At 50.2% G+C, this 23,756-nt stretch carries 23 protein-coding genes and 1 other annotated feature; of the genes, 21 read left to right on the top strand and 2 right to left on the bottom strand.

The genetic code is table 11. The annotated features are described in order from the left end of the window. Positions 1 to 160: 160 nt before the first annotated feature. The 15 genes from LKE33_11545 to LKE33_11475 all read left to right on the top strand — a co-directional run bounded on the left by LKE33_11545 (position 161) and on the right by LKE33_11475 (position 15,203). Positions 161 to 718 (top strand): TetR/AcrR family transcriptional regulator, encoded by a 558-nt coding sequence (locus tag LKE33_11545; GenBank protein ID MCH3951551.1) that lies wholly within the window; start codon positions 161 to 163, stop codon positions 716 to 718. 428 nt (positions 719 to 1,146) lie between these two features. Further along, positions 1,147 to 2,160, top strand: coding sequence for an alpha-hydroxy-acid oxidizing protein (locus LKE33_11540; protein ID MCH3951550.1), 1,014 nt, complete (start codon positions 1,147 to 1,149; stop codon positions 2,158 to 2,160). 4 nt (positions 2,161 to 2,164) lie between these two features. Beyond that, positions 2,165 to 3,493, top strand: coding sequence for a TrkH family potassium uptake protein (locus LKE33_11535; GenBank protein MCH3951549.1), 1,329 nt, complete (start codon positions 2,165 to 2,167; stop codon positions 3,491 to 3,493). Positions 3,494 to 3,513: 20 nt separating this feature from the next. Continuing rightward, a complete protein-coding gene (locus tag LKE33_11530) occupies positions 3,514 to 4,173 on the top strand; it encodes a TrkA family potassium uptake protein (GenBank protein MCH3951548.1) in 660 nt (219 codons plus the stop codon). Continuing rightward, the gene (locus LKE33_11525) at positions 4,170 to 4,949 is read left to right on the top strand and encodes an RNA methyltransferase (GenBank protein MCH3951547.1); all 780 of its coding nucleotides are present in this window, start codon (positions 4,170 to 4,172) and stop codon (positions 4,947 to 4,949) included. The genes LKE33_11530 and LKE33_11525 overlap by 4 nt, the downstream gene beginning before the upstream one ends. Positions 4,950 to 5,365: 416 nt before the next feature. Further along, positions 5,366 to 5,582 (top strand) — a binding site (T-box leader). 34 nt (positions 5,583 to 5,616) lie between these two features. Continuing rightward, positions 5,617 to 8,424: an isoleucine--tRNA ligase gene (gene ileS / locus LKE33_11520; GenBank protein ID MCH3951546.1), complete on the top strand. Its 2,808-nt coding sequence runs from the start codon at positions 5,617 to 5,619 to the stop codon at positions 8,422 to 8,424. 596 nt (positions 8,425 to 9,020) lie between these two features. Next, the gene (locus tag LKE33_11515) at positions 9,021 to 9,311 is read left to right on the top strand and encodes a metal-sensing transcriptional repressor (protein ID MCH3951545.1); all 291 of its coding nucleotides are present in this window, start codon (positions 9,021 to 9,023) and stop codon (positions 9,309 to 9,311) included. A gap of 19 nt (positions 9,312 to 9,330) precedes the next feature. Next, positions 9,331 to 9,534, top strand: a complete 204-nt coding sequence (locus LKE33_11510) for a heavy-metal-associated domain-containing protein (GenBank protein MCH3951544.1) — start codon at positions 9,331 to 9,333, stop codon at positions 9,532 to 9,534. Between the two features lie 480 nt (positions 9,535 to 10,014). Continuing rightward, positions 10,015 to 10,449, top strand: coding sequence for an OmpH family outer membrane protein (locus LKE33_11505; GenBank protein ID MCH3951543.1), 435 nt, complete (start codon positions 10,015 to 10,017; stop codon positions 10,447 to 10,449). 475 nt (positions 10,450 to 10,924) lie between these two features. Next, on the top strand, positions 10,925 to 11,251 hold the full coding sequence (locus LKE33_11500; GenBank protein MCH3951542.1) for a thioredoxin family protein: 327 nt from the start codon (positions 10,925 to 10,927) through the stop codon (positions 11,249 to 11,251). Beyond that, a complete protein-coding gene (gene trxB, locus LKE33_11495; protein MCH3951541.1) occupies positions 11,248 to 12,165 on the top strand; it encodes a thioredoxin-disulfide reductase in 918 nt (305 codons plus the stop codon). The genes LKE33_11500 and trxB overlap by 4 nt, the downstream gene beginning before the upstream one ends. 33 nt (positions 12,166 to 12,198) lie before the next feature. Beyond that, entirely contained in the window at positions 12,199 to 12,696 is a 498-nt protein-coding gene (locus LKE33_11490) for an Rrf2 family transcriptional regulator (protein MCH3951540.1), read from the top strand. Between the two features lie 664 nt (positions 12,697 to 13,360). Continuing rightward, positions 13,361 to 14,074: an SIMPL domain-containing protein gene (locus LKE33_11485; protein MCH3951539.1), complete on the top strand. Its 714-nt coding sequence runs from the start codon at positions 13,361 to 13,363 to the stop codon at positions 14,072 to 14,074. A 3-nt stretch (positions 14,075 to 14,077) separates the two neighbouring features. Beyond that, positions 14,078 to 14,833: a 5'-methylthioadenosine/S-adenosylhomocysteine nucleosidase gene (locus LKE33_11480; GenBank protein MCH3951538.1), complete on the top strand. Its 756-nt coding sequence runs from the start codon at positions 14,078 to 14,080 to the stop codon at positions 14,831 to 14,833. Positions 14,834 to 14,864: 31 nt separating this feature from the next. Continuing rightward, complete coding sequence (locus tag LKE33_11475) at positions 14,865 to 15,203, top strand: helix-turn-helix transcriptional regulator (protein MCH3951537.1); 339 nt, start codon at positions 14,865 to 14,867, stop codon at positions 15,201 to 15,203. Between the two features lie 496 nt (positions 15,204 to 15,699). Here the strand turns inward: LKE33_11475 and LKE33_11470 are convergent, their stop codons facing one another. Both LKE33_11470 and LKE33_11465 read right to left on the bottom strand, forming a co-directional pair. Beyond that, entirely contained in the window at positions 15,700 to 16,548 is an 849-nt protein-coding gene (locus tag LKE33_11470; protein MCH3951536.1) for a type 1 glutamine amidotransferase domain-containing protein, read from the bottom strand. A gap of 392 nt (positions 16,549 to 16,940) precedes the next feature. Next, positions 16,941 to 17,810 carry a phosphoribosylaminoimidazolesuccinocarboxamide synthase gene (locus tag LKE33_11465; GenBank protein MCH3951535.1) on the bottom strand — a complete coding sequence of 290 codons (870 nt, stop codon included), beginning with the start codon at positions 17,808 to 17,810 and terminating at the stop codon, positions 16,941 to 16,943. Positions 17,811 to 18,101: 291 nt separating this feature from the next. Here LKE33_11465 and LKE33_11460 point away from each other — a divergent pair, with 291 nt between their 5' ends. The 6 genes from LKE33_11460 (at position 18,102) to LKE33_11435 (ending at position 23,722) form a co-directional block, all read left to right on the top strand. Further along, entirely contained in the window at positions 18,102 to 18,371 is a 270-nt protein-coding gene (locus LKE33_11460) for an ACT domain-containing protein (protein ID MCH3951534.1), read from the top strand. Between the two features lie 14 nt (positions 18,372 to 18,385). Then, on the top strand, positions 18,386 to 19,744 hold the full coding sequence (locus LKE33_11455) for a PFL family protein (GenBank protein ID MCH3951533.1): 1,359 nt from the start codon (positions 18,386 to 18,388) through the stop codon (positions 19,742 to 19,744). After that, on the top strand, positions 19,744 to 20,376 hold the full coding sequence (gene nth / locus LKE33_11450) for an endonuclease III (protein MCH3951532.1): 633 nt from the start codon (positions 19,744 to 19,746) through the stop codon (positions 20,374 to 20,376). Before LKE33_11455 ends, nth begins: the two co-directional genes overlap by 1 nt. A 36-nt stretch (positions 20,377 to 20,412) precedes the next feature. Then, positions 20,413 to 21,945, top strand: coding sequence for a hypothetical protein (locus tag LKE33_11445; GenBank protein MCH3951531.1), 1,533 nt, complete (start codon positions 20,413 to 20,415; stop codon positions 21,943 to 21,945). Positions 21,946 to 21,963: 18 nt separating this feature from the next. Beyond that, a complete protein-coding gene (locus tag LKE33_11440; GenBank protein MCH3951530.1) occupies positions 21,964 to 22,341 on the top strand; it encodes a hypothetical protein in 378 nt (125 codons plus the stop codon). A gap of 193 nt (positions 22,342 to 22,534) precedes the next feature. Further along, positions 22,535 to 23,722: an acetyl-CoA C-acetyltransferase gene (locus LKE33_11435; protein ID MCH3951529.1), complete on the top strand. Its 1,188-nt coding sequence runs from the start codon at positions 22,535 to 22,537 to the stop codon at positions 23,720 to 23,722. Positions 23,723 to 23,756: the final 34 nt, after the last annotated feature.

Genomic DNA, 23,756 nt, shown 5'->3' with positions numbered 1-23,756 from the left:
CTTGTTTTTCCATGCAGGAATAGATACATTATATTTAATAACGAACAACTTGTTCTATAAAAATAGTATCCAGTTCCAAAGGTGCTTACAAGAAGCAGTTTGCGCCTTCTATTCGTTACGGAACAAAAAGCTGATTTTATTCGGAAAAGGGGGAATCCCGATGGACCGGAGACAACGGAAAACAAAGCAGGCCATATTCAGGGCCTTCAGCACGCTCCTTGCCAAAAAGCATTATCATCATATTTCCGTGCAGGACATCATTGACGAGGCCGATGTGGGACGGACGACCTTTTATGCCCACTTCGAGACGAAAGACGACCTGCTGAATCAAATGTGCGAAGACATCTTCGGACACGTTTTTTCCTCCGTGCTCGAGCGGGAAGCACATCACGATTTTTCTTCGCAGCCCGAGACCCTGGCGAGCCGCATGACCCATCTGCTCTATCACCTCAAGGAAAGAAAAAACGACTTGACGAACCTCTTTTCGGGGGAAAGCGAAGATATCTTTTTGAAATACTTTAAAAAACAGCTGGAAAAAGTCTTTGAAGGCACAAAAGAACTCTTTCCGCCAGATATCCCCAGGGACTACGCCGCGGGCTTTTACGTGGCTTCCTTTGCTCAGGTTGTCTCCCTGTGGATCAAAAATGGCTTTAAGGAGACACCCGAAATCATCGCAGCGTATTACATTACACTCATCGCCGAAAAAAAAGAAAAATGAGAGCAAAAGTTGCCTCCCGGGGAAGGCCAATGAAAATAGGACAAGACCAGTGCACGATTTATTTTGCCGATTATACTGTACTGTAAATCTACTATTATGATTAAAAAACACAAAAAGCAATGCAAGGACAAACTTTTACCCAATATCGCCAGCCCATGCCGCCATTGGCAGCCTTTTGATTTATCTCTCATAATAAAAAAGATGAAGACAATCCGCTGTCCTGCTAAATGCCATAGACCAAAAGCGGTTTCTTTTCTCTGCCAACTGCCGCTATCTGCTATCGGCTAACTGCTATCTGCCTCAAAAATCATCCAATATCTTTCCAATACTACTGTACGAATCACTACCCACTATCGACTACCCCCTGTGACCTTTTTTTGTGCTATAATGAAGCCACACTGATATTAGGTTAGAGGAGGTTTTTTGCAATGAAATACAGTGAACTTCTTGAAAATGCACGTAAATGCACGGGCAAGTGCAAGAGCTGCCCTGTTTGCAACGGTGTTGCCTGCCGCAATATGATCCCCGGCCCTGGTGCCAAGGGTGTCGGCGATACGGCTATTCGCAACTATAACGCCTGGCAGAATGTGCGTGTCGTCATGGATACGCTCTGCGAAAAGAAACCGGTTGATACGTCTGTCGAACTGTTCGGTCATACGTTCAAATATCCGTTCTTCGCAGGCCCTGTCGGCGCTGTGGCTATGCATTACAGCGATAAATATAATGATATTACTTACAATGCCGAACTCGTTCCGGGCTGTGCCGAAAATGGCATTATGGCCTTTACGGGTGACGGCATGGATGCTCAGGTCATGATCGGTGCTACCGATGCCATCAAGGCCTGCAAGGGTGTCGGCGTGCCGACGGTAAAACCCTGGAACAAGCAGATGATTGAAGACAAGATGGCCCTCGTCAAGGCTTCCGGTGCTATTGCCGTAGCTATGGACGTCGATGCCGCCGGTCTGCCGTTCCTGAAGAATTTCGTTCCTCCTGCAGGCAGCAAGTCCGTCACTGAAATGAAGGAAATCATTGCTCTTGCCGGCAAGCCTTTCATTGTCAAAGGTATCATGAGTGTTAAGGGCGCTCTCAAGGCCGTAGAGGCCGGTGCTGCCGCCATCGTCGTTTCTAACCACGGCGGCCGTGTCCTCGACCAGAGCCCTGCTACGGCAGAAGTCCTGCCGGAAATCGTGGAAGCTGTTGGCGGCAAGGTCAAAATCTTTGTCGACGGCGGTATCCGTACCGGTGTTGATGTTTTCAAGGCTCTTGCCATGGGCGCCGATGCCGTGCTGATTGCCAGACCGTTTGTCAATGCTGTCTATGGCGGCGGTAAGGAAGGCGTGGCCTGCCTCGTTGACAAGCTTGGTTCCGAACTTGCCGACACGATGGAAATGTGCGGCGCTCCGACGCTGAAAGATATTACACCCGATATGATTCGGAGGTAAGCTCTTGCTGAAAGGACATCATTTCTCACCCAATCAGGTCGTGGCACTTACGTTTGCAGTCCTCATCCTGACAGGGGCGCTGCTCCTTATGCTGCCGTTTGCCGGTCAGCAGGGAGAGGGATTGTCCTTTGTAGATGCTCTTTTTACAGCTACATCCGCTTCCTGCGTCACCGGTCTTGTCGTAGTCGATACGGGCACGTATTTTTCTACGTTCGGACAGATTGTGCTCATTGCTCTGATCCAGGCCGGTGGTCTGGGCCTCATGCTGTTTGCTACGCTTTTTTCCGTGGCAACGGGGCGCAAAATCAACCTGCAGGACCGCATGTATATCCAGGCTTCCCTGAACCAGGACGATATGGCCGGGGTGGTTCGGATGAGTCTCAAGGTAGCAAAGTATACGGCGGCCGTCGAGCTCGTTTTCGGTGCGCTCTTAAGTATCTGCTTTGTGCCGAGCTTTGGGCTCAAGGGAATTTACTATGGTTTCTGGCACGCAATTTCTGCTTTTTGCAACGCCGGATTTGACCTTTTCGGCCACTACAGCAGTCTGACGGGATTTACGACGGATGTGCCGGTGAACCTCATCATCAGCGCACTCGTCATCCTGGGCGGTATCGGTTTTCCCGTAATGTCGGATGTCCTCGAGCACCGCGGGTTTTCAAGGCTGCGGCTTCACACGAAGCTGGTCCTTGTGACGACGGCGTTCCTGTTGATTGCCGGTACTGTCCTCATCGAGTTCCTCGAAGCTGATAATGCCAAGACGCTGGCAGCACTGACGCCGGGAAATGCCTGGCTCGCCAGTTTCTTCCAGTCCATGTCGACCAGAACGGCCGGCTTTAACACGATTGATCTCGTGCAGCTGCGGTCGTCGACGCTCCTTGTGATGATCGTCCTCATGGTCATCGGGGCATCGCCGGCATCGACGGGCGGCGGCATCAAGACGACAACCTTTGCTCTCCTGGTGCTTTCGGCCCGTCAGGTCGTGCAGCAGAAGAGCGAGTGCACGATTTTCGGGCGCCGGATTGATAGTGGAACGATTTTCCGGGCCTTCGCCATTGCGACCATGTCCATGGTGTGGATCTTCTTTGAGGTCATCGGGATTACGTACCTGGAAGATACGAATTTTCTGTATGCCCTCTTTGAAGTGGCGTCGGCTTATGCGACGGTGGGGCTCTCTACAGGGCTCAGCCAGCATCTGACGACAGGCAGCAAGCTGATCCTCATTATCTCCATGTATGCCGGACGTGTCGGCATCATGACGTTTGCCATGTCGCTGACGGCACGGCGGAATACACCGCCCATCCGGTATCCGGAAGAAAAAATCATTGTAGGCTGAGAGGAAGTAAGGGGTATCTCATGGGAAAAACCAAACAATTTGTAGTCTGGGGACTGGGCCGTTTCGGCAGCAGTGTAGCGCTGACCCTTGCCGAAATGGGGCACGAGGTTCTCGGTATCGATAATAATGAAGAAGTCGTGCAGAATTTGGCAAGCCAGCTGACCCACGTCGTTGTGAGTGATGCCATCGACGAAAACGTAGTCAAGAGCCTGGGCCTGCGCAATTTTGACGCGGCCATCATTGCCATCGGTGATTTGGAGCCCAGCCTGCTTTGCTGCATGCTGCTGAAGGAAGCCGGTCTGCACAAGATTGTAGCTAAAGCGTCTTCTCCCATTCACGGGAAAATGCTGAAGAAAATCGGTGCGACATCCGTCATCTATCCGGAGCGGGATATGGGGCGACGCGTAGGGCACAGCCTGGGGTATACGAACATCCTGGACTTTGTGGAACTGTCCGATGACATTGCGCTTGTGGAAATTGATACGCCGACTTCGGCCGTGGGCAAGAACCTGATTGAACTGGATGTGCGCCGCCGTTTCGGCGTGAACATCGTAGCGATTAAGCACCCTGATAAGAAAATCGAAATCAGCATGGATCCGAAGAAGCCGCTGCAGAACAAAGACGTCCTTGTGATCATTGGTAACTCGGATTCTATCAAGCAGTTGAGGGAAAACCTATGATCCAGACGATAACGTCCTTAAAAAATGAAGTCGTAAAGAAAGCGGCTTCATTAAAACAAAAGAAATATCGGCAGCGGGAACAGCTTTTCTTGCTCGAGGGAACGAGAGCGGTAGAGGAAGTGCGCCGTTCCGACTGGAAAGTGACAGCTTATTTCTGCACGAAGCTGCCGGAAGAATGGCAGGAAGAAGCAGAAACGTCTTCTGTGCCGTATTATGTGGTAACGGAAGCTATTATGGGAAAGATTGCGGCTACGGAAGATCCGCAGTCCGTGGCTGCTCTCGTAGAACTGCGCGACAATGACCTCGCAAATTTCCATCCGGGAAAGGGCGTCATCCTCGTCCTCGATGAAATCCATGATCCGGGAAACGCCGGCACCATGATCCGCACGGCCTGCGCGGCCGGGGCGGAAGGCGTGGTGCTGCTTAAGAATTCCGTGGATCTGTATAATCCGAAAGTCGTGCGCTCGGCGATGGGAAACCTCTTTCATCTGCCCGTCTTTACGGGTATCGAGGAGGAAGCACTGCTGCACTGGGCCCGCGGCGAAGGATGGCAGCTTGTGGTAACGGATCTGCGCGGTGCCGTGAACCTGCCGGAACTTACCTGGCCGGAGAAAACACTTCTCGTCATGGGAAGCGAAGCCGAAGGCGTGTCGCCGTCCATTTTGGAGCAGGCCGATACGCGGGTGAAAATCCCGATGTACGGTGAAGCGGAAAGTTTAAATGTGGCAGTAGCGACAGGCATATTATTGTACGACTGCGCGGTTAAAATGCATTAAAGGTACCTAAATATAAAGTTGTGTTCGACTGTGTTGGCCGGCTGCAAAGGCTAAAGAGTGATAATATCAAAACCAGCGGTGAGGAAATGAGTCATCCCCTCACCGTTATATTTTTGCTCTTAATTTAGAAAGTGGGGGAACTAGTATCTTTACAACTCTGCCCCCGATATGAGTGGATAGCCCATTCTGACGAAGGCTAACTCATTGTTCACTGCAATCTTTCTCAGGAATCCGCCAATGTGGCTGCATGCATTAGCCTACTAACCACTAGACACTATCCACTAGCTCCTTTACTAAATCCTTTTCGCGCGTAAGCGCCACAGCTTCTTTTCCGCCGGCTTAGCCGGCCACAGCTTTCTTTTTTTATCCATTTGACGGTAGCATCCTATAAGTGTATAATAGACGGGTAAAAATTGAAAATAGCCATGACGGAGACAGTACTGATGCAGCCGGTGCAGCGACTCGGGGGAGAGTGAGAGCCCGGGCAGGAGGATGCAGAAAGGAAAATCACTCCCGAGCTGACCGCCGAACCAGCAGTAGGACGGTCCGTCTGATGAGCGTTATTTCATTTGAAAGTGGCAGGAAACGTCCTGTCATGAGGGTGGTACCACGGGTAAAAGTCTCGTCCCTTGCGGGGACGGGGCTTATTTTTTTGGAGGTGTTCCTGGTGAGTAAAGAAAAAGAAAACGACAAGTTCAGCGCTACCCTGAATCTGCCGAAGACCGATTTCCCGATGCGTGCCGGTCTGCCCAAACGTGAACCGGACTTTTTGAAGTTCTGGCAGGACCATGACATGTATCATCTGAAACTGAAACAGCATGCCGGCCATAAGAAGTTCATTCTGCACGATGGCCCTCCGTATGCGAACGGCAAGATTCATATTGGTCACGCACTGAATAAGATTCTGAAAGATATCATCATTAAATATAAGTATCAACAGGGCTTTGACACGCCTTACGTTCCCGGCTGGGATACGCACGGCATGCCGATTGAACATGCCTGCCTGAAGGCTACCGGTGTAGACCGTCATAAGATTTCCGCTCTGGAACTCAGAAAGATGTGCAATGATTATGCCCACAAATGGATCAACGAGCAGCGCGAAGGCTTCAAGCGTCTGGGCGTGATCGGTGACTGGGATAATCCCTATCTGACCCTTAATCCGCTTACCGAAGCTGATCAGCTTCGCGTTTTCGGCGACATGGCCAACAAGGGCTACATCTACAAGGGCAAAAAGACCGTTTACTGGTGCCCTCACTGCGAAACTGCTCTGGCCGAAGCCGAAATCGAATATGCGGATCAGAAGACACCGACCATCTATGTAAAGATGCCTCTCGTCAAGGATAAGGGCCTTACTCCGGAAGCTGCCAAGGGCATGAAAGCTTACTTTGTCGTATGGACCACGACGCCCTGGACCATTCCGGCCAACGTCGCTATTGCCCTGAACCCCGACTTTGAATATGCCTGGGTCGAATACCAGGGTGAAGCTCTCATCATGGCAAAGGAACTGATTGACAAGGTTGCCAGTGAATGCGGCATTACCTTCGGCCCGGTTCTCGGTGTAACGAAAGGCCGCGACTTTGAATATGCCGAATGCGAGCATCCGTTCCCTGAATACAACCATAGAAAGTCCCTCGTTGTACTGGCCGACTACGTTGACCTGGAAACCGGTACCGGCGCTGTCCATACCGCTCCTGGCCACGGCGATGTCGACTATCTGACGGGCCTCAAATATAAACTGGACATTCTCTGCCCGGTCGATGAAAAAGGCTGCTACACTGACGAAGCCGGCGAACTCTTCAAAGGCAAATTCGTCTTTGACTGCAATGGCCTTGTTATTAAACATCTGGCTGAAAATGGCGCTCTTCTGGGCAAGAAAAACATTCACCACCAGTATGCTCACTGCTGGCGCTGCAAGAACCCGATCATTTACCGTGCTTCCGAGCAGTGGTTTGCTTCCGTAGACGGCTTCCGTGATCAGGCTTTGAAAGTCATCAACAACGACGTTCAGTTCATTCCGAGCTGGGGCCGTCAGCGCATTTACAACATGGTTGCTGACCGTCATGACTGGTGTATTTCCCGTCAGCGTGTCTGGGGCGTGCCTATTCCTATTTATTACTGCGAAGACTGCGGTGAACCGCTGATTACGCCGGAAACGATTGAACATCTGGCTAAGATTGTGGAAAAAGAGGGCACCGACGCCTGGTGGAAGCATACCGCCGAAGAACTGCTGCCGGAAGGCACGAAGTGCCCGAAGTGCGGCTGCACGCATTTCCGCAAGGAAAGCGATATCATGGACGTCTGGTTCGACTCCGGTTCAACGCACCGCGGCGTACTGAGAAGACGCCCCGAACTGGGCTGGCCGGCTGATATGTACCTCGAAGGCAGTGACCAGCACAGAGGCTGGTTCCAGTCTTCGCTGCTCACGAGTGTCGCTACGACGGGCAAGGCTCCGTACCGTGCCGTTCTGACTCACGGCTATACTCTTGACGGTGAAGGCCGCAAGATGAGTAAATCCGTCGGCAACACGGTCGCTCCGGAAGATGTTATCAAGGATTACGGTGCCGATATTGTTCGTCTGTGGGTATCTTCCGTAGACTACAAGGGCGATGTCAGAATCTCCAAGCTGATCCTGAAACAGATTGCCGAAGTATACCGTAAGATTCGCAACACCATCCGTTACATCCTCGGCAACACCTATGACTTTGACTATGAAAAGGACAAAGTAGCTTTCGCCGACATGGAAGAACTGGATCAGTACGCACTGATGCGCCTGCAGGAACTGAAGAAGTACGTAAAGAATGCGTATGAAGAGTATGATTTCCATCTGGTGTATCATGCTGTTCACGAATTCTGCACGGTAGACATGAGCTCCTTCTATCTGGATATCATCAAGGACCGTCTGTATACGAGCAAGCCGAATGATCCGAAGCGCCGCAGCGCTCAGACGGCTATGTATGAAATCCTGTATGACCTCATGGTCATGCTGACGCCAATCCTGAGCTTCACGATGGAAGAAGTTTACCAGCAGCTCAAGAAGCCGGCCGATGCACCTGTCAGCGTACTGCTGCTCGAATGGCCGAAGCTGCATGAGGAATACATCAACAAAGATGAACTGCAGAAGTGGAACAGCTTCATCAAAGTCCGCGGCGAAATCATGAAGATTCTGGAAAATGCCCGCCGCGACAAGAAGATTGGTAATTCCCTTGATGCTAAGGTTGATCTCTATGCAGACGGCGAAGCACTGGAAGTACTGCGCCGCGTAGAAAAAGACCTGCCAACGCTGCTCATTGTTTCCCAGGTAGCACTGCATGAAGGTACGGAAGGCGGAGAAAAGACGGATCGTCAGGATCTGACGGTCAAAGTTTCCCCGGCCGAAGGCCATAAGTGTGAACGCTGCTGGAGATACGACGAGACGGTTGGCCAGGACGCAGAACATCCGACCCTGTGCCATCGCTGCGTAGAAGTGCTTAAATAAGCGATTATAGATTTACAAACCGGAAAGATTCCCGTTTTGGGAACCTTTCCGGTTTTTCGTTAAGCCGAACCGTTAGCATTTAAAATTTTGCGAAAACCTTCCTTAACAGCGCTGGTATCTGGTCGCGGGTTGCCGGCCATCCGCGGAAGCAAACCGACAAGCGGTTTGGACACTCCCTTTCTGCCGAAGGCCAATTAACTGCTCGCTGCAATTGTCTTCGTAAATCAGCCAAAGTATCTGCTTGCACTACAGTACTAACCACTGTCGTCTATCCACAAACCAATCTTTCGCAGGCTGGGCTAAAAGCTGAATGCTAAACGTTAAAAGTGCTTTTTTGCTGTCGCAGCCCCGCCGCCAATGGCGGCCACAGCTTTTTTTGCGCGAAGCGCCACAGCTTTTTTGTCTGGAATTTACCTGACAATCTGCCGCACCAGCGTACTTTCTACTTCTCACTACTTCTTGAATTTATACAGGGTAGGGGTATTAAAACTTTTTATCAATCTCCAGCAAATATTAATTATTCGTAACAGCAAAGAAAGCGTTTGACATCTTTCCACAAAACGAGTATTATATATACATAACGGAGGTATAGTAAAATGCTGCATGAAACGACGAAACGAAACAAAGAGGGCAGTGAGTACAAGGATCTTATCAAGAGATTGAACCGGATTGAGGGTCAGGTTCGCGGAATCAAGAGGATGCTTGAAGAAGACCGGTACTGTGTGGATATTCTGACCCAGGTCAGCGCCATTACGTGCGGTCTGAATGCCTTCAACAAAAAATTACTGGCTGACCACATCAAATCCTGCGTGGTGCAAGACATCCGCAACGGAGATGATCAGGTCGTTGATGAACTGTGTGAAACCCTTCAAAAATTGATGAAATGACAGAAAGGATGAATCGTATATGGAAAAGACGTTAAATGTAAAAGGTATGATGTGCGCACATTGCCAGCAGCATGTACACGATGCCCTGGCTGCTCTGGACGGTGTATCTGCTGTGGATGTCAACCTGGAAAAAGGTACTGCTAAAGTAACTGCCAGCCGTGACATTCCTGTTGCTGAATTTGATAAAGCAATCACCGATGCCGGATACGAACTGGTAAAATAATGAACGTAAAAAAGGGCTGTGAAGCAATGGGCCATCATTGCTACACAGCCTTTTTTTAGCCAAACCGTTAGGTTTGGAATTCCTTTGGGACCTCCTTTCAAGCCGCTTCACGGCTTCGAAAGGAGGGAAACCGCAGTCAGCACTGACGGCAGGAAGCGCTGACGACAGCGGTGGAGGATAGCTTCTTTTTCGTCCGTTCGGAAGGAGGTTGTGGAGGAAAGAAAGATAGCGGGATTCCTTGCGGTGAAGAATATCCCTTTCTGCCGAAGGCCAGCCGACGGAGTCGGCTACGGCTTCAATCCGTCGACGCAGTCGACCATAGCCGGCCGCCAAAGACGGCCGGCTATGACAAAATAGAAAACTTTTTTCAATTAAGTTCATTTATTTAGCTTTTATTTATCTTTCGACTTGCACGTCAATTTTTAGCATGTTATAATGCAAAAAGCACTTGAGTAGATTTTAGAAAAGAGGCTGATCTCATTGAAGAAACAATTGGTGGCTGCTGCTTTAGCACTGTCCATGTCTTTTGGTGTTGGCGGCGCAGTTGTACCGGCAACGGCTTTTGCAGCTGAATCCATTGGGTATGTAGATTTGAATACGGTCTTCTCTCACCATCCTGATTTTGCCAGCGCAAGAGCTGCTTTGAATCTGGAACAGCAGAAGGCTCAGCAGGAATTCCGTGAAAAGGCTCCAAGCCTGGATGACAACGGCAAGCGTGCCTTGGATAACACCCTGACTGAACGGATTGCAAAGAGAGAACAGGAACTCTTCAACCCGATTCGTGAAAAAATCCTGAAGGCAGTAAACCAAGTTGCCAAGGAACGCGGCATTACGACGGTTCTGACGGCAAGCGCTGTCGTTAACGGCGGTACGGACCTGACGAAGGACGTACTGAAAGCTGTCGGTGGACGCTAATTGAAAAGGACTCAAAACAGGCTGCAGATGCGGCCTGTTTTTTGTTTAATTAAGCCAAACCGTCAGGTTTGGAATTCCGCTGCCACCTCCGTCCTTTAGGAAGGAGGGCGGACCACGAAGTGGTGGAGGAAGGTAAGAAGAGAAGAGGGAAAACGCAGTCAGCACTGACGGCAGGAAGCGCTGACGCTTGCGGTGGGTGGTCAGTCGGACAACAGGGATTGGTTCGATAAAACGGCTGCTTTAGCATACTCCCCCAGAGGAGGAATCGCTTGTGTTGGGTGCTGTCCCTATTCTGCCGAAGGCTAGCCGACGGAGTCGGCTACGGCTTTAATCTGTCGACGCAGTCGACCACAGCCAGCCGCTCTTAGCGGCTAACTTTTTTCCTCTTACTCCTTGACAAAAATAACTGTAACTGCTAAAATTACAGTATCAAAACTAATTAATAGCTTTTCTCTAGATATAAGGAGGTTTTACCATGGAATTCAAGAAGATTACATCATCCAATTTTGATGAAGTTGTGCTGAAGAATACGAAACCGATGGTGGTAGGATTTTCTGCCCCGTGGTGTGGATACTGCCGCCGCTTAAAGCCGGCAATGGGACAGCTTGCTGCCGAAGTAGCTGATAAGATTGAATTTGCCTCCGTCAACGTTGATGATGAACGCGAACTGGCTGCACGCTTCGGCGTCGAAACCATTCCTAGTCTGATGGCCGTCAAGGACGGCAAGACGAGTGAACTGCTCGTGAATCCGCCCTCCAAGGCCGCTGTAAAGACCTGGCTTGAAGGGCAGGGATTATTATGACAAAGGTTTATGATATTCTGGTCATCGGAGGAGGGCCTGCCGGTTATACGGCAGCCCTCTACGGTGCCCGCAGTGGTCTTTCCGTGGCTATCCTGGAGAAACTTTCTCCGGGCGGCCAGATGGCTACGACGAGTGAAATCGAAAATTACCCTGGTTTTCCTGATCCTGTAGATGGGTTTGAACTGGGCGAGAAGATGCAGGAAGGTGCGGAGAAATTTGGCGCCGAGACGCTTTTTGTCGATGTTGAATCCCTCGACCTGGAAGCTAATCCCAAAGTAGCCCATACTTCAGAAGGCGATTATCTCGGACGTACCATTATTCTTGCGATGGGTGCTTCTCCCCGTAAGCTCGGCATTCCCCGCGAAGACGCGATGATCGGCCGCGGCATCGGGTACTGTGCTCACTGCGACGGCAACTTCTTTAAAGGCAAGACGATTGTCGTCAATGGCGGCGGCAATAGTGCCGTCGGCGATGCCATCTACCTCAGCCGGATTGGTAAAGAGGTGCATTTGGTCCATAGACGTGATACACTTAGAGCGACACCTATCTATTTGAAACGCCTGGAGGATGCCGGCGTTAAGATCCATTGGAACCGTGTGGTTTCCGGCATTGAGGGCGATAAGAAGGTGACTGGTGTCAGACTGAAGAACGTCAAGGACGGCAGTGAAGAGCTTCTTCCCTGTGATGCACTGTTCATTGCTGTCGGACGTAAGCCTCAGACAGAGCTTGTCGCCGGTAAGGTGGAGCTTGACAAGGCCGGCTATATCGTGGCAGGCGAAGACACGAAGACGTCCGTACCCGGTGTTTTTGCAGCCGGAGATATCCGGACAAAAGCGCTGCGGCAGATTGTTACGGCAGCATCTGACGGAGCCTGCGCGGCTAATGCAGCGGAACTTTATCTGAGCGAACAATAAATCACCAATTCAGCAGCAAAGAAGGTTTTGATTGTGAAGAGCGATTTTATTGTGGCTGTTCATGCCATGGTCTATCTGACCCATATGGACTGCCTTGTATCCAGTGACGAACTGGCAAAGAACATATGCACAAACCCGGCCCGTGTCCGTAAAATCATGGGAAAGCTCAAGGCGAGCGGACTTGTGAATACCAAAGAAGGCCATGTAGGTGGATACTGCACGGAACCTGGCGCCGAAAAGACGAACCTCCTGCAGATTGCCGACTGTCTGGGCATTTCCTTTGTGGATACGAAATGGCACAGCGGGACGGAAGATATGGACTGTTTCATCAGCAGCGGCATGGGCAAATTTTTCGACAAGCTCTATGAAGAGATGAATCAAGCCTGCCGTGAAAAATTAAAGAATATTACGCTGGAAGCAATCACGCTCCAAATCGTCCGGAACGAAAGGAACAGAACGAATCCTTGTCACGGTGAAACTAACTGTGACTGCCCGGCCTGGGAGAAATTTAATCAAAAATATGGAAGGTAATTAAAAAATGGGGATGCCGCACTTGGCGACATTCCCATTTTTTACGCAGGTCGCTCTGTAGGAGGCGAACCGACAAGCAGTTCGTTCAGAATAAACAAAAATAATCGCACCAGCCCTCTTGTTTTTTGTTAAAAAAATAAGAGGGGGTGGATATTCAGTCGAACAACAGGAATTGGTCCGACTGAAACGCTGTAAAATCCAAACTAACACCCCAATTGGGGCACTAGAGACCCTCTTCGACGTCGCTCCGCGACATTGAAGAGGGGGAACCGCAGGAAGGCCCGATGTCATCGGGCCTTCCGGAAAGCGGTGGGTGACGTCCCTTAATTTTTTCTTTTGTGACAGTCAGTAGAAACAAAACAATGCAAGGCAACAGTAAATATTTGCATCTCTTTTACTTATTTATTGAGGTAATGCGAAGCATTGGCTACGAGAAAGTCTTCTTCCAAGCCGCTTTGCGGCTTCGGAAGGAGAATCGCTTTGCGGGGAAAGATAGTTTCTTTTCGCCGTCAGCGGCGGTCACAGCTTTCCGTCGTTCTTTTTGCGCGAAGCGCCACAGCTAGCTTGTTTAGACTCCGTCAAAGCAGCTGCCCGCACCAGCCCACTATCCACTACTCACTACTTTTATGTTATAATGAAGAAAATTTTTTTTGAGGTGATAAATATGAAAAAAGCAGCACTTGTCCTAGCCTTTTTTGTATGCGTATTCGGGTTCTCTACGCCGAAAGTGATGGCGGAACAGCCTCTGGATACGGTCAGCATTTCAGGTTATGCGACACGTACTGTAGCTCCTGATATGGCTACGGTCACTTTTACGTATGAAACAACCGGCGATACAGTAGAAGCAGTCCGCCAGGAAGGGGCTGTGATTTCCAATCGCGTCATTTCTAAAGTCCTTTCCATGGGAATTCCGATGGAAGACCTGGCAACGACCCGTTACAATGTAGCTCCGTATTATACGTATGAGAGAAATGGCCGTCAGAAACTAAACGGTTATCGTCTGTACGCTACCTGGACAGCTAAAGTAAAGGACCTGAAACAACTCGGTACGGTGACCGATAGCCTGCTGGGTATCGGCGTGAACCGCATCGATTCCATTTCGTACGGTGTGCAGCAGGCTGATGTGTACCGCCGTCAGCTTATGTCGGAAGCAGTGGCTAATGCCAGACTGAATGCGCAGGCTATTGCTAATGCCGGCGGCCGCGGTCTTGGGGCGCTGCGTCAGGCCAGTGTTACGCAGTCCAACTTCGAAATGCAGGCTTCCCCGCGCATCATGCTCGCTAAAGCAAATGATACGGCAGGCTCCGCTCCTACGGAACTTGTTCCGAAACCTTACACCATCAGTGTGACGGTGAATACCGTCTTTGCCATGGAGTAAGCAATGGAGAAACTTATTAATATGCCGGCCTTCCTTTCGGGAGGGCCGGTTTTACTTCAAGGTGCCATGGAACTGGAAGTAGCTCCTTATCTGGCAAGGCTAACAAAGCCTCAAAAAAGTGTCATGGGAGATTTCCTTTTCTGGCAGGGCAAACTGGGCAGGGTGCCTGTCGTCATTTCCCAAACAGGAATCGGAACAGCGGCCGCCGGTGCCGCTACCGCTCTGGGCTGTCAGGTATTTCATCCCACGGCCGTACTGAACCAGGGCACAGCGGGCGGTTATGGCCTTGACGCCCGGGTAGGAGACATCGTCATCGGCGAAACCGTTTATAACGGCAATGCTCTTTATACGGGTGACGGGCATACGCGGTATATGGATCTGGGACGAATCGAACATGAATCGGTTGCAGCTTCCATTTTCCCGGAAAAACCGCCGCTCATGCATGCGGACGCAGGAATGACTTCCTGGCTAAAAAAGGGTCTTTCCAATTATTTGGGAGGAAATGTCCTCATCGGTACGATTGCATCGAGTGACGAGTGGAATGCCGATCCAGCGGTGATTGCCCGGAGGGTAGAAGCGACGGGAGCACTTTGTGAAGAAATGGAAGCAGCAGCAGTACTTATGACGGCAAAACGCTTTAACGTGCCCTGCGGACTCATCCGCATTTTGTCCAACAATAACAGAACAGGCCTGCCCTTTGATTCGTCTGTCTGCGAAACCCTGGCGGAAGCACTGTCAAAGAGTTTGGGCCTTGCCTAAGCCATGCTGATTGTTAGCATAGGAGGGAACCATGAAAGACACCATGTATCATTGCCCCGTGGAGGCGACGCTGAGCCGCATCGGGGGCAAATATAAATGTATCATCCTGTACCACCTGGGACAGAGCACACTCCGGTTCAGTGAGCTGCAGCGCCTCATGCCGCAGGCTACGGCCAAAATGCTGGCACAGCAGCTGCATGATCTGGAAAAAGACGGTATCATCCAGCGCAAAGTGTATCCCGTTGTGCCGCCTAAGACGGAATATTCCCTGACTGATTTCGGAAAGACATTGTCACCCATTATGGAGGCCATGTGTGAGTGGGGAAAAAAGCACATGAGTCAATATATCCTGCCTTCGGAGGATGATTAAGGAGTATCTCGGCTGACTGCAGACTATGCTAAAAAGTAGCTGAGAAAAAATAAAAAGCGCTTTTGGCTTTTGGACTATGGTTTTTAGCCTTGTCTGCGACAGTGTGTTAAAACTTTTGATTCAAGTAAAATTTGATATAAAACCTGAAATTTAGCAGTTAATCTGAATTTCAGGTTTTATTTTTATAAGTTCCAAAAAAATGCTTTTGTCATTTTTCTTGGATGGCGGGATGCGGAAAGGGTGAAAAAGTGGCTGTGAAATAAAGCGCACGCTTTATTTCACAACCACTTTTTGATTACATTTAAAATCGCCGCTAACAGTGAGCGGTTCGCCCGTGAAGAGGGAGTCTCAAGCCATGTTGAAGGGAGATGAAAGCGAACATGGCGTATTTTTGCGAACTGCTGTCACCTGCTAACGGCGATTATTTTCTCGAGTTGCCAATAGGGATGCCAAGGTGGGGGTATGGGCCACCAGGCAAATGTCCTGAGTGGCTGGGTTATTTGTTTTCAATAGCCTTCATCAGTTCTTCTGCGAGGGCGATATCAGATGCAGGGTTCTGGCCTGTAATGACTTCGCGGTCGTGAACGACGTGGCTGGCGTAAAGCGGTGCCGATACTTCCATATTGGCGCCGGCAATCTGCAGAGCCTGTTCTACATGATACGGCATTTCTCCGCCGAGCCCCACTTCATTCGGCCATTCTTCCGCATCGGAAAGGACGGTCATGCGGTAGCCGTTGTAGATCCAGTTCTTGCTGTACTGCATAGCACCGGCTACATCATCATTGACGAGAGCTTTACGGTATGCGGCTGCTTCCGGCAGTGCTGCCAGAGAAGCGACAGGACCGTGGCAGATGAAAGCGGTCGGCTTTTGTGCAGCGTGTGCTTTTTGCAGAATCGTGCCAAGCTCTTTGTTCTGCATCAGATCGGTCATCGGAGCATGGCCGCCCGGTACAAACACTGCCTTGTAGGAATCAAAATCGGAAATGGCTTGTGCAAAGGAAATCGGCTTCAGGCCGGCGGCAAACTTTTCGGCTCTGGCCCGTTCTGTTTCGCCGCCCTTAAAGAATTTGGCGTCGTTGGAACCTTTGTCCATAGGCGGCTTTTTGCCTTCCGGCGTAGCCAGCTGGATCGTGTAGCCGTGGTCAGCCAGGTACAGGGACGGTACGGCAAATTCATTCAGGAAAAAGCCAACGTTCATTTCTTTCCCATTTTTCAGGGTCATTTTATCCTGCTGGGACGCGATGACGAGGATTTTTCCTTTGGACGGAGCAGCGCTGCTTACACCGCCGCCTCCTGCAATCGTTAACAGAGCAAGGGTACCTAAAAAAAGATGACGTAATTTCATGTTACATTCTCCTCCCATACAGTGGATTCATCTCAATGTTGACTGCATTGTAGACGATAGTCCCCTGTAAAGCAAGAATGCACTTTTTTCTCAGTTAGTTACTTTTTTGTAAGCATAGGAGGAGGGATAGTGGAAAGTGTCTAGGGGTTAGTACCGTAGTGCGGGCAAAATGTTAGGCAAAGAACAATGCAGTTAGCAGTTTGCAGATAGCAGGTAGCTGCAGATAGCGGAAAGCGCTTTTGGCATATGGCATTAAGCCTCGCCCACGGTGCTTGATAGATTGTCTCTATGGGCGGACAGGCAGCGGATTGCGAAAGGCGATATAACGCACAAAAATAGCGGTGAAGAAATATCATTCATTTCTTCACCGCTGCTTCATTTATTTAATTGTTTTAGAACTTTTCTCCCGTCAGCTTTTCGTATGCTTCCTTGTACTTTTCGATCGTCTTATCAATGATATCCTGAGGCAGGAGATAATCGCTGTCCGGATGGGCAAGCAGCCAGTTGCGGACGAATTGTTTATCGTAGGAGGGTTGATCCTGACCGACTTTGTAACCATCAAGCGGCCAGAAGCGGGAGCTGTCCGGCGTCAGCATTTCGTCGCCGAGAACGACGTTGCCTTTGTCATCCAGACCGAATTCAAACTTCGTGTCGGCGATGATGATGCCTCTCTTATAAGCGTAATCTGCGCATTTGTTGTAGAGGGCGATGGTAGCGTCTTTAATGGCCTTGGTATATTCAGCACCGTGGCCCGGGAATTTTTTCTCAAGGAAATCAACACACTGAGCTTCCGTGATGTTTTCATCATGGTCGCCCAGGTCTGCCTTTGTGCTCGGCGTGAAGAGCGGTTCAGGCAGCTTCTGGCATTGCTTGAGGCCGGCCGGCATCGGAATGCCGTTCACGGTACCATTCTTCTTGTAGGATTCCCAGCCGCTGCCGGTGATATAACCACGGACGATGCATTCTACCGGAATCATGTTCAGCTTGCGGCATTTCATGCTCTTGCCGACGAACTGAGGCTGACGGAAGAATTCAGGCATGTCGGCCGGATCCACGGAAATCATGTGGTTGGGGATGACATCCTTGGTATAGTCAAACCAGAATTTGGAAAGTCTGGTCAGGACGGCACCCTTATCGGTAATGGTGTTTTTCAGGATGTGGTCAAAGGCAGAGATTCTGTCGGAAGCGACCATAATCAGGCTGTCACCGATATCATAGACTTCGCGGACTTTACCGGATTTGAAAGGTTTATACTCCTGCATGTTACATCCTCCTTAGATGCTTGATTTAGTATCCTTATCATATCACAAGCATTATCCTTTGTCGAATGAAATTCGGAGTTTACCTATTAATGTTTGTAATAAATGAAGCAGACACAAAATCCTAAATGGGGGTTAGAGTTTCGTTACAATGTCTGTTATAATGATTGTGTCCCTGGTGAAAAATGTTTGACGTTATTTCGAACAATGTTCACCTTCCATTGAACGAATGCGAGGGATATCGTATAATGTCGTATAGTGAAGTTGAAGTTTACTGGAGGAAGGATGGGAGCTATGCGTATTGTAATGACAATTGTCGGATTGGACAAAGTCGGAATTATTGCGAAAGCCAGTGCACTTTTGGCAGAAAATCAGGTCAATATCCTGAACATCAATCAAAATATAACGGATACCTTCTTTAACATGGTATTGATCGGCGATATGGAAAAAGCGACAATCAGCCTGGAAGAACTGAAAAAGAAGGCCGCTGCACTGGGGGATGAACTCGGTCTGCAGATCCGCGTCCAGAGTGAAGAAATCTTCACGGCTATGCACCGGATTTAGGAGGCTGCCCTATGCTGTACAATATCAACGACGTTTTAGAAACGACCCGCATGATTACGCAGAACAATCTTGATGTGCGGACCATCACAATGGGCATCAGCCTGCGCGACTGTGCCGATCCGGACATTAAGAAGTGCGCCCGTAAGATTTACGATAAAATTACTCACAAAGCCGAGCATCTGGTGAAGGTCGGCGAAGATTTGGAAGCGGAACTGGGCGTGCCTATTATCCACAAGAGAATTTCTGTCACGCCGATTTCCCTTGTCGGGGAAGCTTGTGAGGCAGATAGTTACGTGGCTCTTGCCAAGGCCCTTGATGACGCGGCTAAACAAGTCGGCGTCAACTTCATCGGGGGCTTCAGCGCTCTCGTAGAAAAGGGCTATACCAAGGGCGATCATATTTTGATTCGTTCCATTCCGGAAGCACTTGCCACAACAGATCTGGTCTGCTCCTCCGTGGCCATCGGCTCGACGAAAGCCGGCATCAATATGGATGCGGTCAAGGAAATGGGTGAAATCGTCAAAAAGACGGCAGCCCTGACGGCGGACCAGGATGCTATCGGCTGTGCGAAACTCGTTGTTTTCTGTAATCCTGTCCAGGACAATCCTTTTATGGCAGGCGCGTTCCATGGTGTAACGGAACCGGAGAGTGTCATCAACGTGGGCGTTTCCGGCCCGGGCGTGGTAAAGCATGCATTGGAAGCTGTCCGCGGCAAGGATATCGGCCAGGTGGCGGAAACCATCAAAAAAACGGCCTTCAAGATTACTCGTGTGGGGCAGCTGGTTGCTCAGGAAGCAGCAAAGCGCCTCAACACGCAGTTTGGCATCATCGATTTGTCGCTTGCTCCGACACCGGCTATCGGTGACAGTGTGGCTCATATTCTGGAAGAAATCGGTCTGGAATCCTGCGGCGGCCCCGGCACGACGGCGGCTCTCGCTATGCTGAACGATGCTGTTAAGAAAGGCGGCCTCATGGCTTCCAGCTATGTCGGCGGCCTGAGCGGTGCCTTCATTCCGGTAAGTGAAGATGCCGGCATGATTGCTGCCGTGGAAAAGGGCAGTCTCTGCCTTGAAAAATTGGAAGCTATGACTTGTGTCTGCTCCGTAGGTCTTGATATGATTGCCGTACCGGGCGATACGACGGCGGCCACGATTTCCGCAGTTATCGCCGACGAAGCGGCTGTCGGTATGATCAATAATAAGACGACAGCCGTGCGTCTTATCCCGGTACCGGGCAAGGGCGTAGGCGACAAGGTTGAATTTGGCGGGCTTCTGGGTTATGCCCCGATTATGCCGGTCAATACGTTTAAACCGGATGTCTTTATTAACAGAGGCGGCCGGATTCCGGCTCCGGTAAGGAGTCTGACGAACTGATGAGAAAAAAGGAAAGAAACCAGCAGATTGTAGCGCGTCTGGAGAAAGTGTACAAGGGCGCCAAACCGGCACTGCATTTTTCGAACCCTTTTGAGCTTATTGTTGCTGTTGTCCTTTCGGCCCAGTGCACGGATGAGCGGGTCAATAAAGTAACGGCCCGCTTATTCCCCGCGTACAATACGCCGGAAAAGATGAGCACGCTGACACAGGAACAGCTGGAAGTCCTGATTCACGACTGTGGTCTTTTCCGTTCGAAGGCAAAGAACCTGCTCGGTCTTTGCCGCAAATTGATTGATGAATATCACTCCGAAGTTCCTCAGACTATGGAGGAACTTTTGAGCCTTCCCGGTGTGGGGCGCAAGACAGCGGATGTCGTCCTGAGCGTAGGCTTCGGGAAACCGGCCATTGCTGTCGACACGCATGTGTTCCGCGTATCGCACCGGCTGGGACTGTCAAACGGGACTACGCCGCTTGCAGTGGAACAGGATCTGCAGAAACAGATTCCGAAGGCCAAGTGGGGAGAAGCCCATCATTGGCTGATCTGGCATGGACGGAGAGTCTGCAAGGCTCCGAAACCAAAATGCGGGGAATGCCCGCTGGCAGATCTCTGCCCGTCACAAATGGCTTTATAAAGTGTAATCAGATGTGATTGGTGAAGTGAGAATCCCATGGAAAACGTGTATGACTTAGTCAACGAATTTTATAAGAATGATGAAGGTTGGGATTATATCCTCTCTCACAGCGACGTGGAGGCTTTTCTCAGGAAACTTGCCTGGCAGGGTGAAACCGACCAGGAACTAAAGAAGCACTGGGTGCATATGATGATGCTCTGCATCTACATGGAAAATGCGGATGTGGTGCTCGAGGAAATCACGGCTGACACGCTGGTGGACGCCGTGTCCTGGTGCGCCCGTTATGTGGTTGATTTTGTAATTACGTATCGGGAAGTAAAGGCATTTCTGGATACGATCGGGCAGTTCTTCGTGTTCATGAAGGATGCAGGCAAACTGGAGAGCAGTGTTGCCCCTTATCTGGCTGAACAGATGCTGCTCAACGATGATGGCACCGTCGCTATTGTGGATAGTGACGGTTCTTTTCTGCCCGGGGAAAAGGGCAGAGAGGAGAACTCTGCACCGCCGCCGATGGGGAGAATTTTCCTGAATGCAGGGAGAGCTCTGGAAGGCTTGATGAATGAAATTCATAAATTTTTCCAGAACAGCCGCTTCAACCTGGATCTGGACCGTGCCGTCAATTTCTATAACGACGCGACGGGCCGCGTGGATCCGGAAGGCCCTAATGCAGACGAGTACTGGCGCGGTTTCTGGGATTATTTTCTCTTTGACTACCGGATGCGTCTGGAGGACTATACGCCGCTCGAGTGTTTCCGTGATTCCCACATCAGCCGGTATCCCAATCTTCTCCGAGAGATGTGCGGCGCCCATCTGAGTCTTTTTACCATCGAGAACGAAGTGGATGTCGATCGGTATTTCTGTCATGATTTTATGGATTATAATTCTTATCTGCTCGTTTTCTCGGTGCGCCCGGAGGATGACCCCAGGCATCTTGTCTTTATGGAGAATCTTTTTGATAACCGCAGCCTCGGCATGAACTATCTGCAGCAGTACGCACTGAAACCGATGGCCCAGAAGCGCCTGCGGGAAGTGCTGAGTGCATGTCTTGCGTGGTACAGGGTGCAGCATCCGGGTGCCATCTGGCGTGACTTTATGGCGCGTCATCCCCTGGTGCCCCAGAAGGTCATCCGCAAGGTGGAGGCCAATCCGGCAGCCGTTGTGTTTCCCTATGAACTGACGGAGCGGCTGAAGAACTATCGTCCACCTGAACTCGGCAAGGATCTGTCCGAGGTAGAGAAACTGCTCAAGGAGCTGCTTGCCGTTACGCGTTTCAGTACGTATGACTTTATGCTGATGCGGCGGATGTGGAATGATTTTGTGAAGGAAGGCGGCTGCACCGGCGAATATCCGTCCGAAGTCTGGGCGTCCGCACTCATGGAGAATTTCCTTGAAATCAATGAGAAACGGGCAGCGCGTTTCCAGCCATTTCTCCTGGAGACGATGGGACTTTCCCGGTATAACCTCACCGGCGCTTATATGGATCTGCGGACGGAATTGGAACTGAAACCATCGGATCCCCGCTATTTGAATGAACGCGGGTATTTGATGCTATTTTCACCGTATGTGTAAGGAAGGCAGGAGTAAGGCATGATTTGCAGTCACTGTGGATCGGTATATCCCGACGATATGACGGAATGTCCGAATTGTCACACTGTAAATGAAGAAGTCGAGGCACAAGTGATGTCGGACGCGGAAAGGGACTCTTTCCAAGGTGTGACCATCAATACCGACAGCCCCGATTCAGACCGTTTTACGGTACAGAATGAAAACCAAAAAGGCGCGGAAGGAGCCGGAAGATGGTCTCAGACCATCAGTAGCCTGTTTTCGCACTACGGCTGGATTCTTCGGGCTGTGTTCTTTGCATTAGTCATTATAGGCGCTTTGTTCTTCCTGCTCCCGGTGCTTGGCTTGGCTGTATTTGTCGGGATTCTTGTATTTGGACTGAATTTCTTGTTAAGTAAGTAAATAGTGAATTCTTGCGCAAAAAATCTCTTTAATTTAAATGTTAAATAGTGTATAATTGAAACGTAGTTTGTGATGTAAGTAAAAACTGATGGGCTCTGCCTGTCAGAAAGAAGAACTCGCTGTTCGTGGTGAATGGAGGGTGTCTTCTCTCGGTGTCCTGCACCGAAATACAAAATGGAAAGGTGATAGTGTTATGCGCGAAGTAGTAATTGTAAGTGCTGTTAGAACGGCCATCGGTAAATTCGGTGGTTCTCTGGCTCCTCTGTCTGCTCCGGAAATGGGTGCTGTCGTGATCAAAGAAGCCCTGAAGAGAGCTAACGTTAAACCTGAAATGGTTGACGAAGTTATCATGGGCAACGTTCTGCAAGCTGGTCTGGGCCAGAACCCTGCAAGACAGGCTTCTATCAAAGCCGGCCTTCCTGTAGAAGTTCCGTCCTTTACCGTCAACAAGGTCTGCGGTTCCGGTCTGAAGAGTGTTGAACTGGCTGCACAGTCCATTATTGCCGGCGACAACGACATCGTTGTAGCAGGTGGTATGGAAAGCATGACGAACGCTCCGTTCGCAACTACCAGCAAAGCTCGCTGGGGCCTGCGCATGGGCGATGCAAAACTCGTTGATATCATGATTAAAGATGGTCTGTGGGATGCTTTCAATAACTACCACATGGGCATCACCTCTGAAAACGTTGCAGAAAGATTCCATGTAACGAGAGAAGAACAGGACGAAGTTTCCCTGCGTTCTCAGAAGAGAGCCGTTGCCGCTATCAAATCCGGCGCATTCAAGGATGAAATTGTTCCTGTTACCTATACTGTAAAGAAAAAGGGCGAAGTTACTTTCGATACGGATGAATTCCCGAGAGAAAGCACCAGCATGGAAGCTCTGGCTAAACTGAAACCTGCTTTCAAGAAAGACGGCGGTACCGTTACTGCTGGTAACGCTTCCGGCCTGAACGACGGCGCTGCTGCCCTCGTTGTTATGTCCGCTGACAAGGCTAAGGAACTGGGTCTGAAACCGATGGCTAAGATTCTGTCCTATGCTTCCGCCGGTGTAGATCCTGCTATCATGGGTATCGGCCCTGTTCCTGCAAGCCGCAAAGCTCTGGGCAAGATCAACATGAAGGTTGAAGATATGGACCTCATCGAAGCTAACGAAGCTTTTGCTGCACAGTTCGTAGAAGTCGGCAGAGAACTGAACTTCGATCCTGAAAAAGTTAACGTTAACGGCGGTGCTATTGCTCTGGGTCACCCGATTGGTGCTTCCGGTGCTCGTATCCTCGTAACCCTGCTGTATGCTCTGAAACACAGAAACAAGAAGTATGGTCTTGCTACGCTGTGCATCGGCGGCGGCATGGGCACTGCTACCGTTATTGAAATGCTCTAATTTCAAGCGGAAAACACTGATTGATCCCTCGTGG

The organism is Acidaminococcus sp. (assembly GCA_022482815.1).
In the GTDB taxonomy this organism is placed as follows: Bacteria; Bacillota; Negativicutes; order Acidaminococcales; family Acidaminococcaceae; genus Acidaminococcus.
This window is presented reverse-complemented; position numbering and strand designations above follow the sequence as displayed.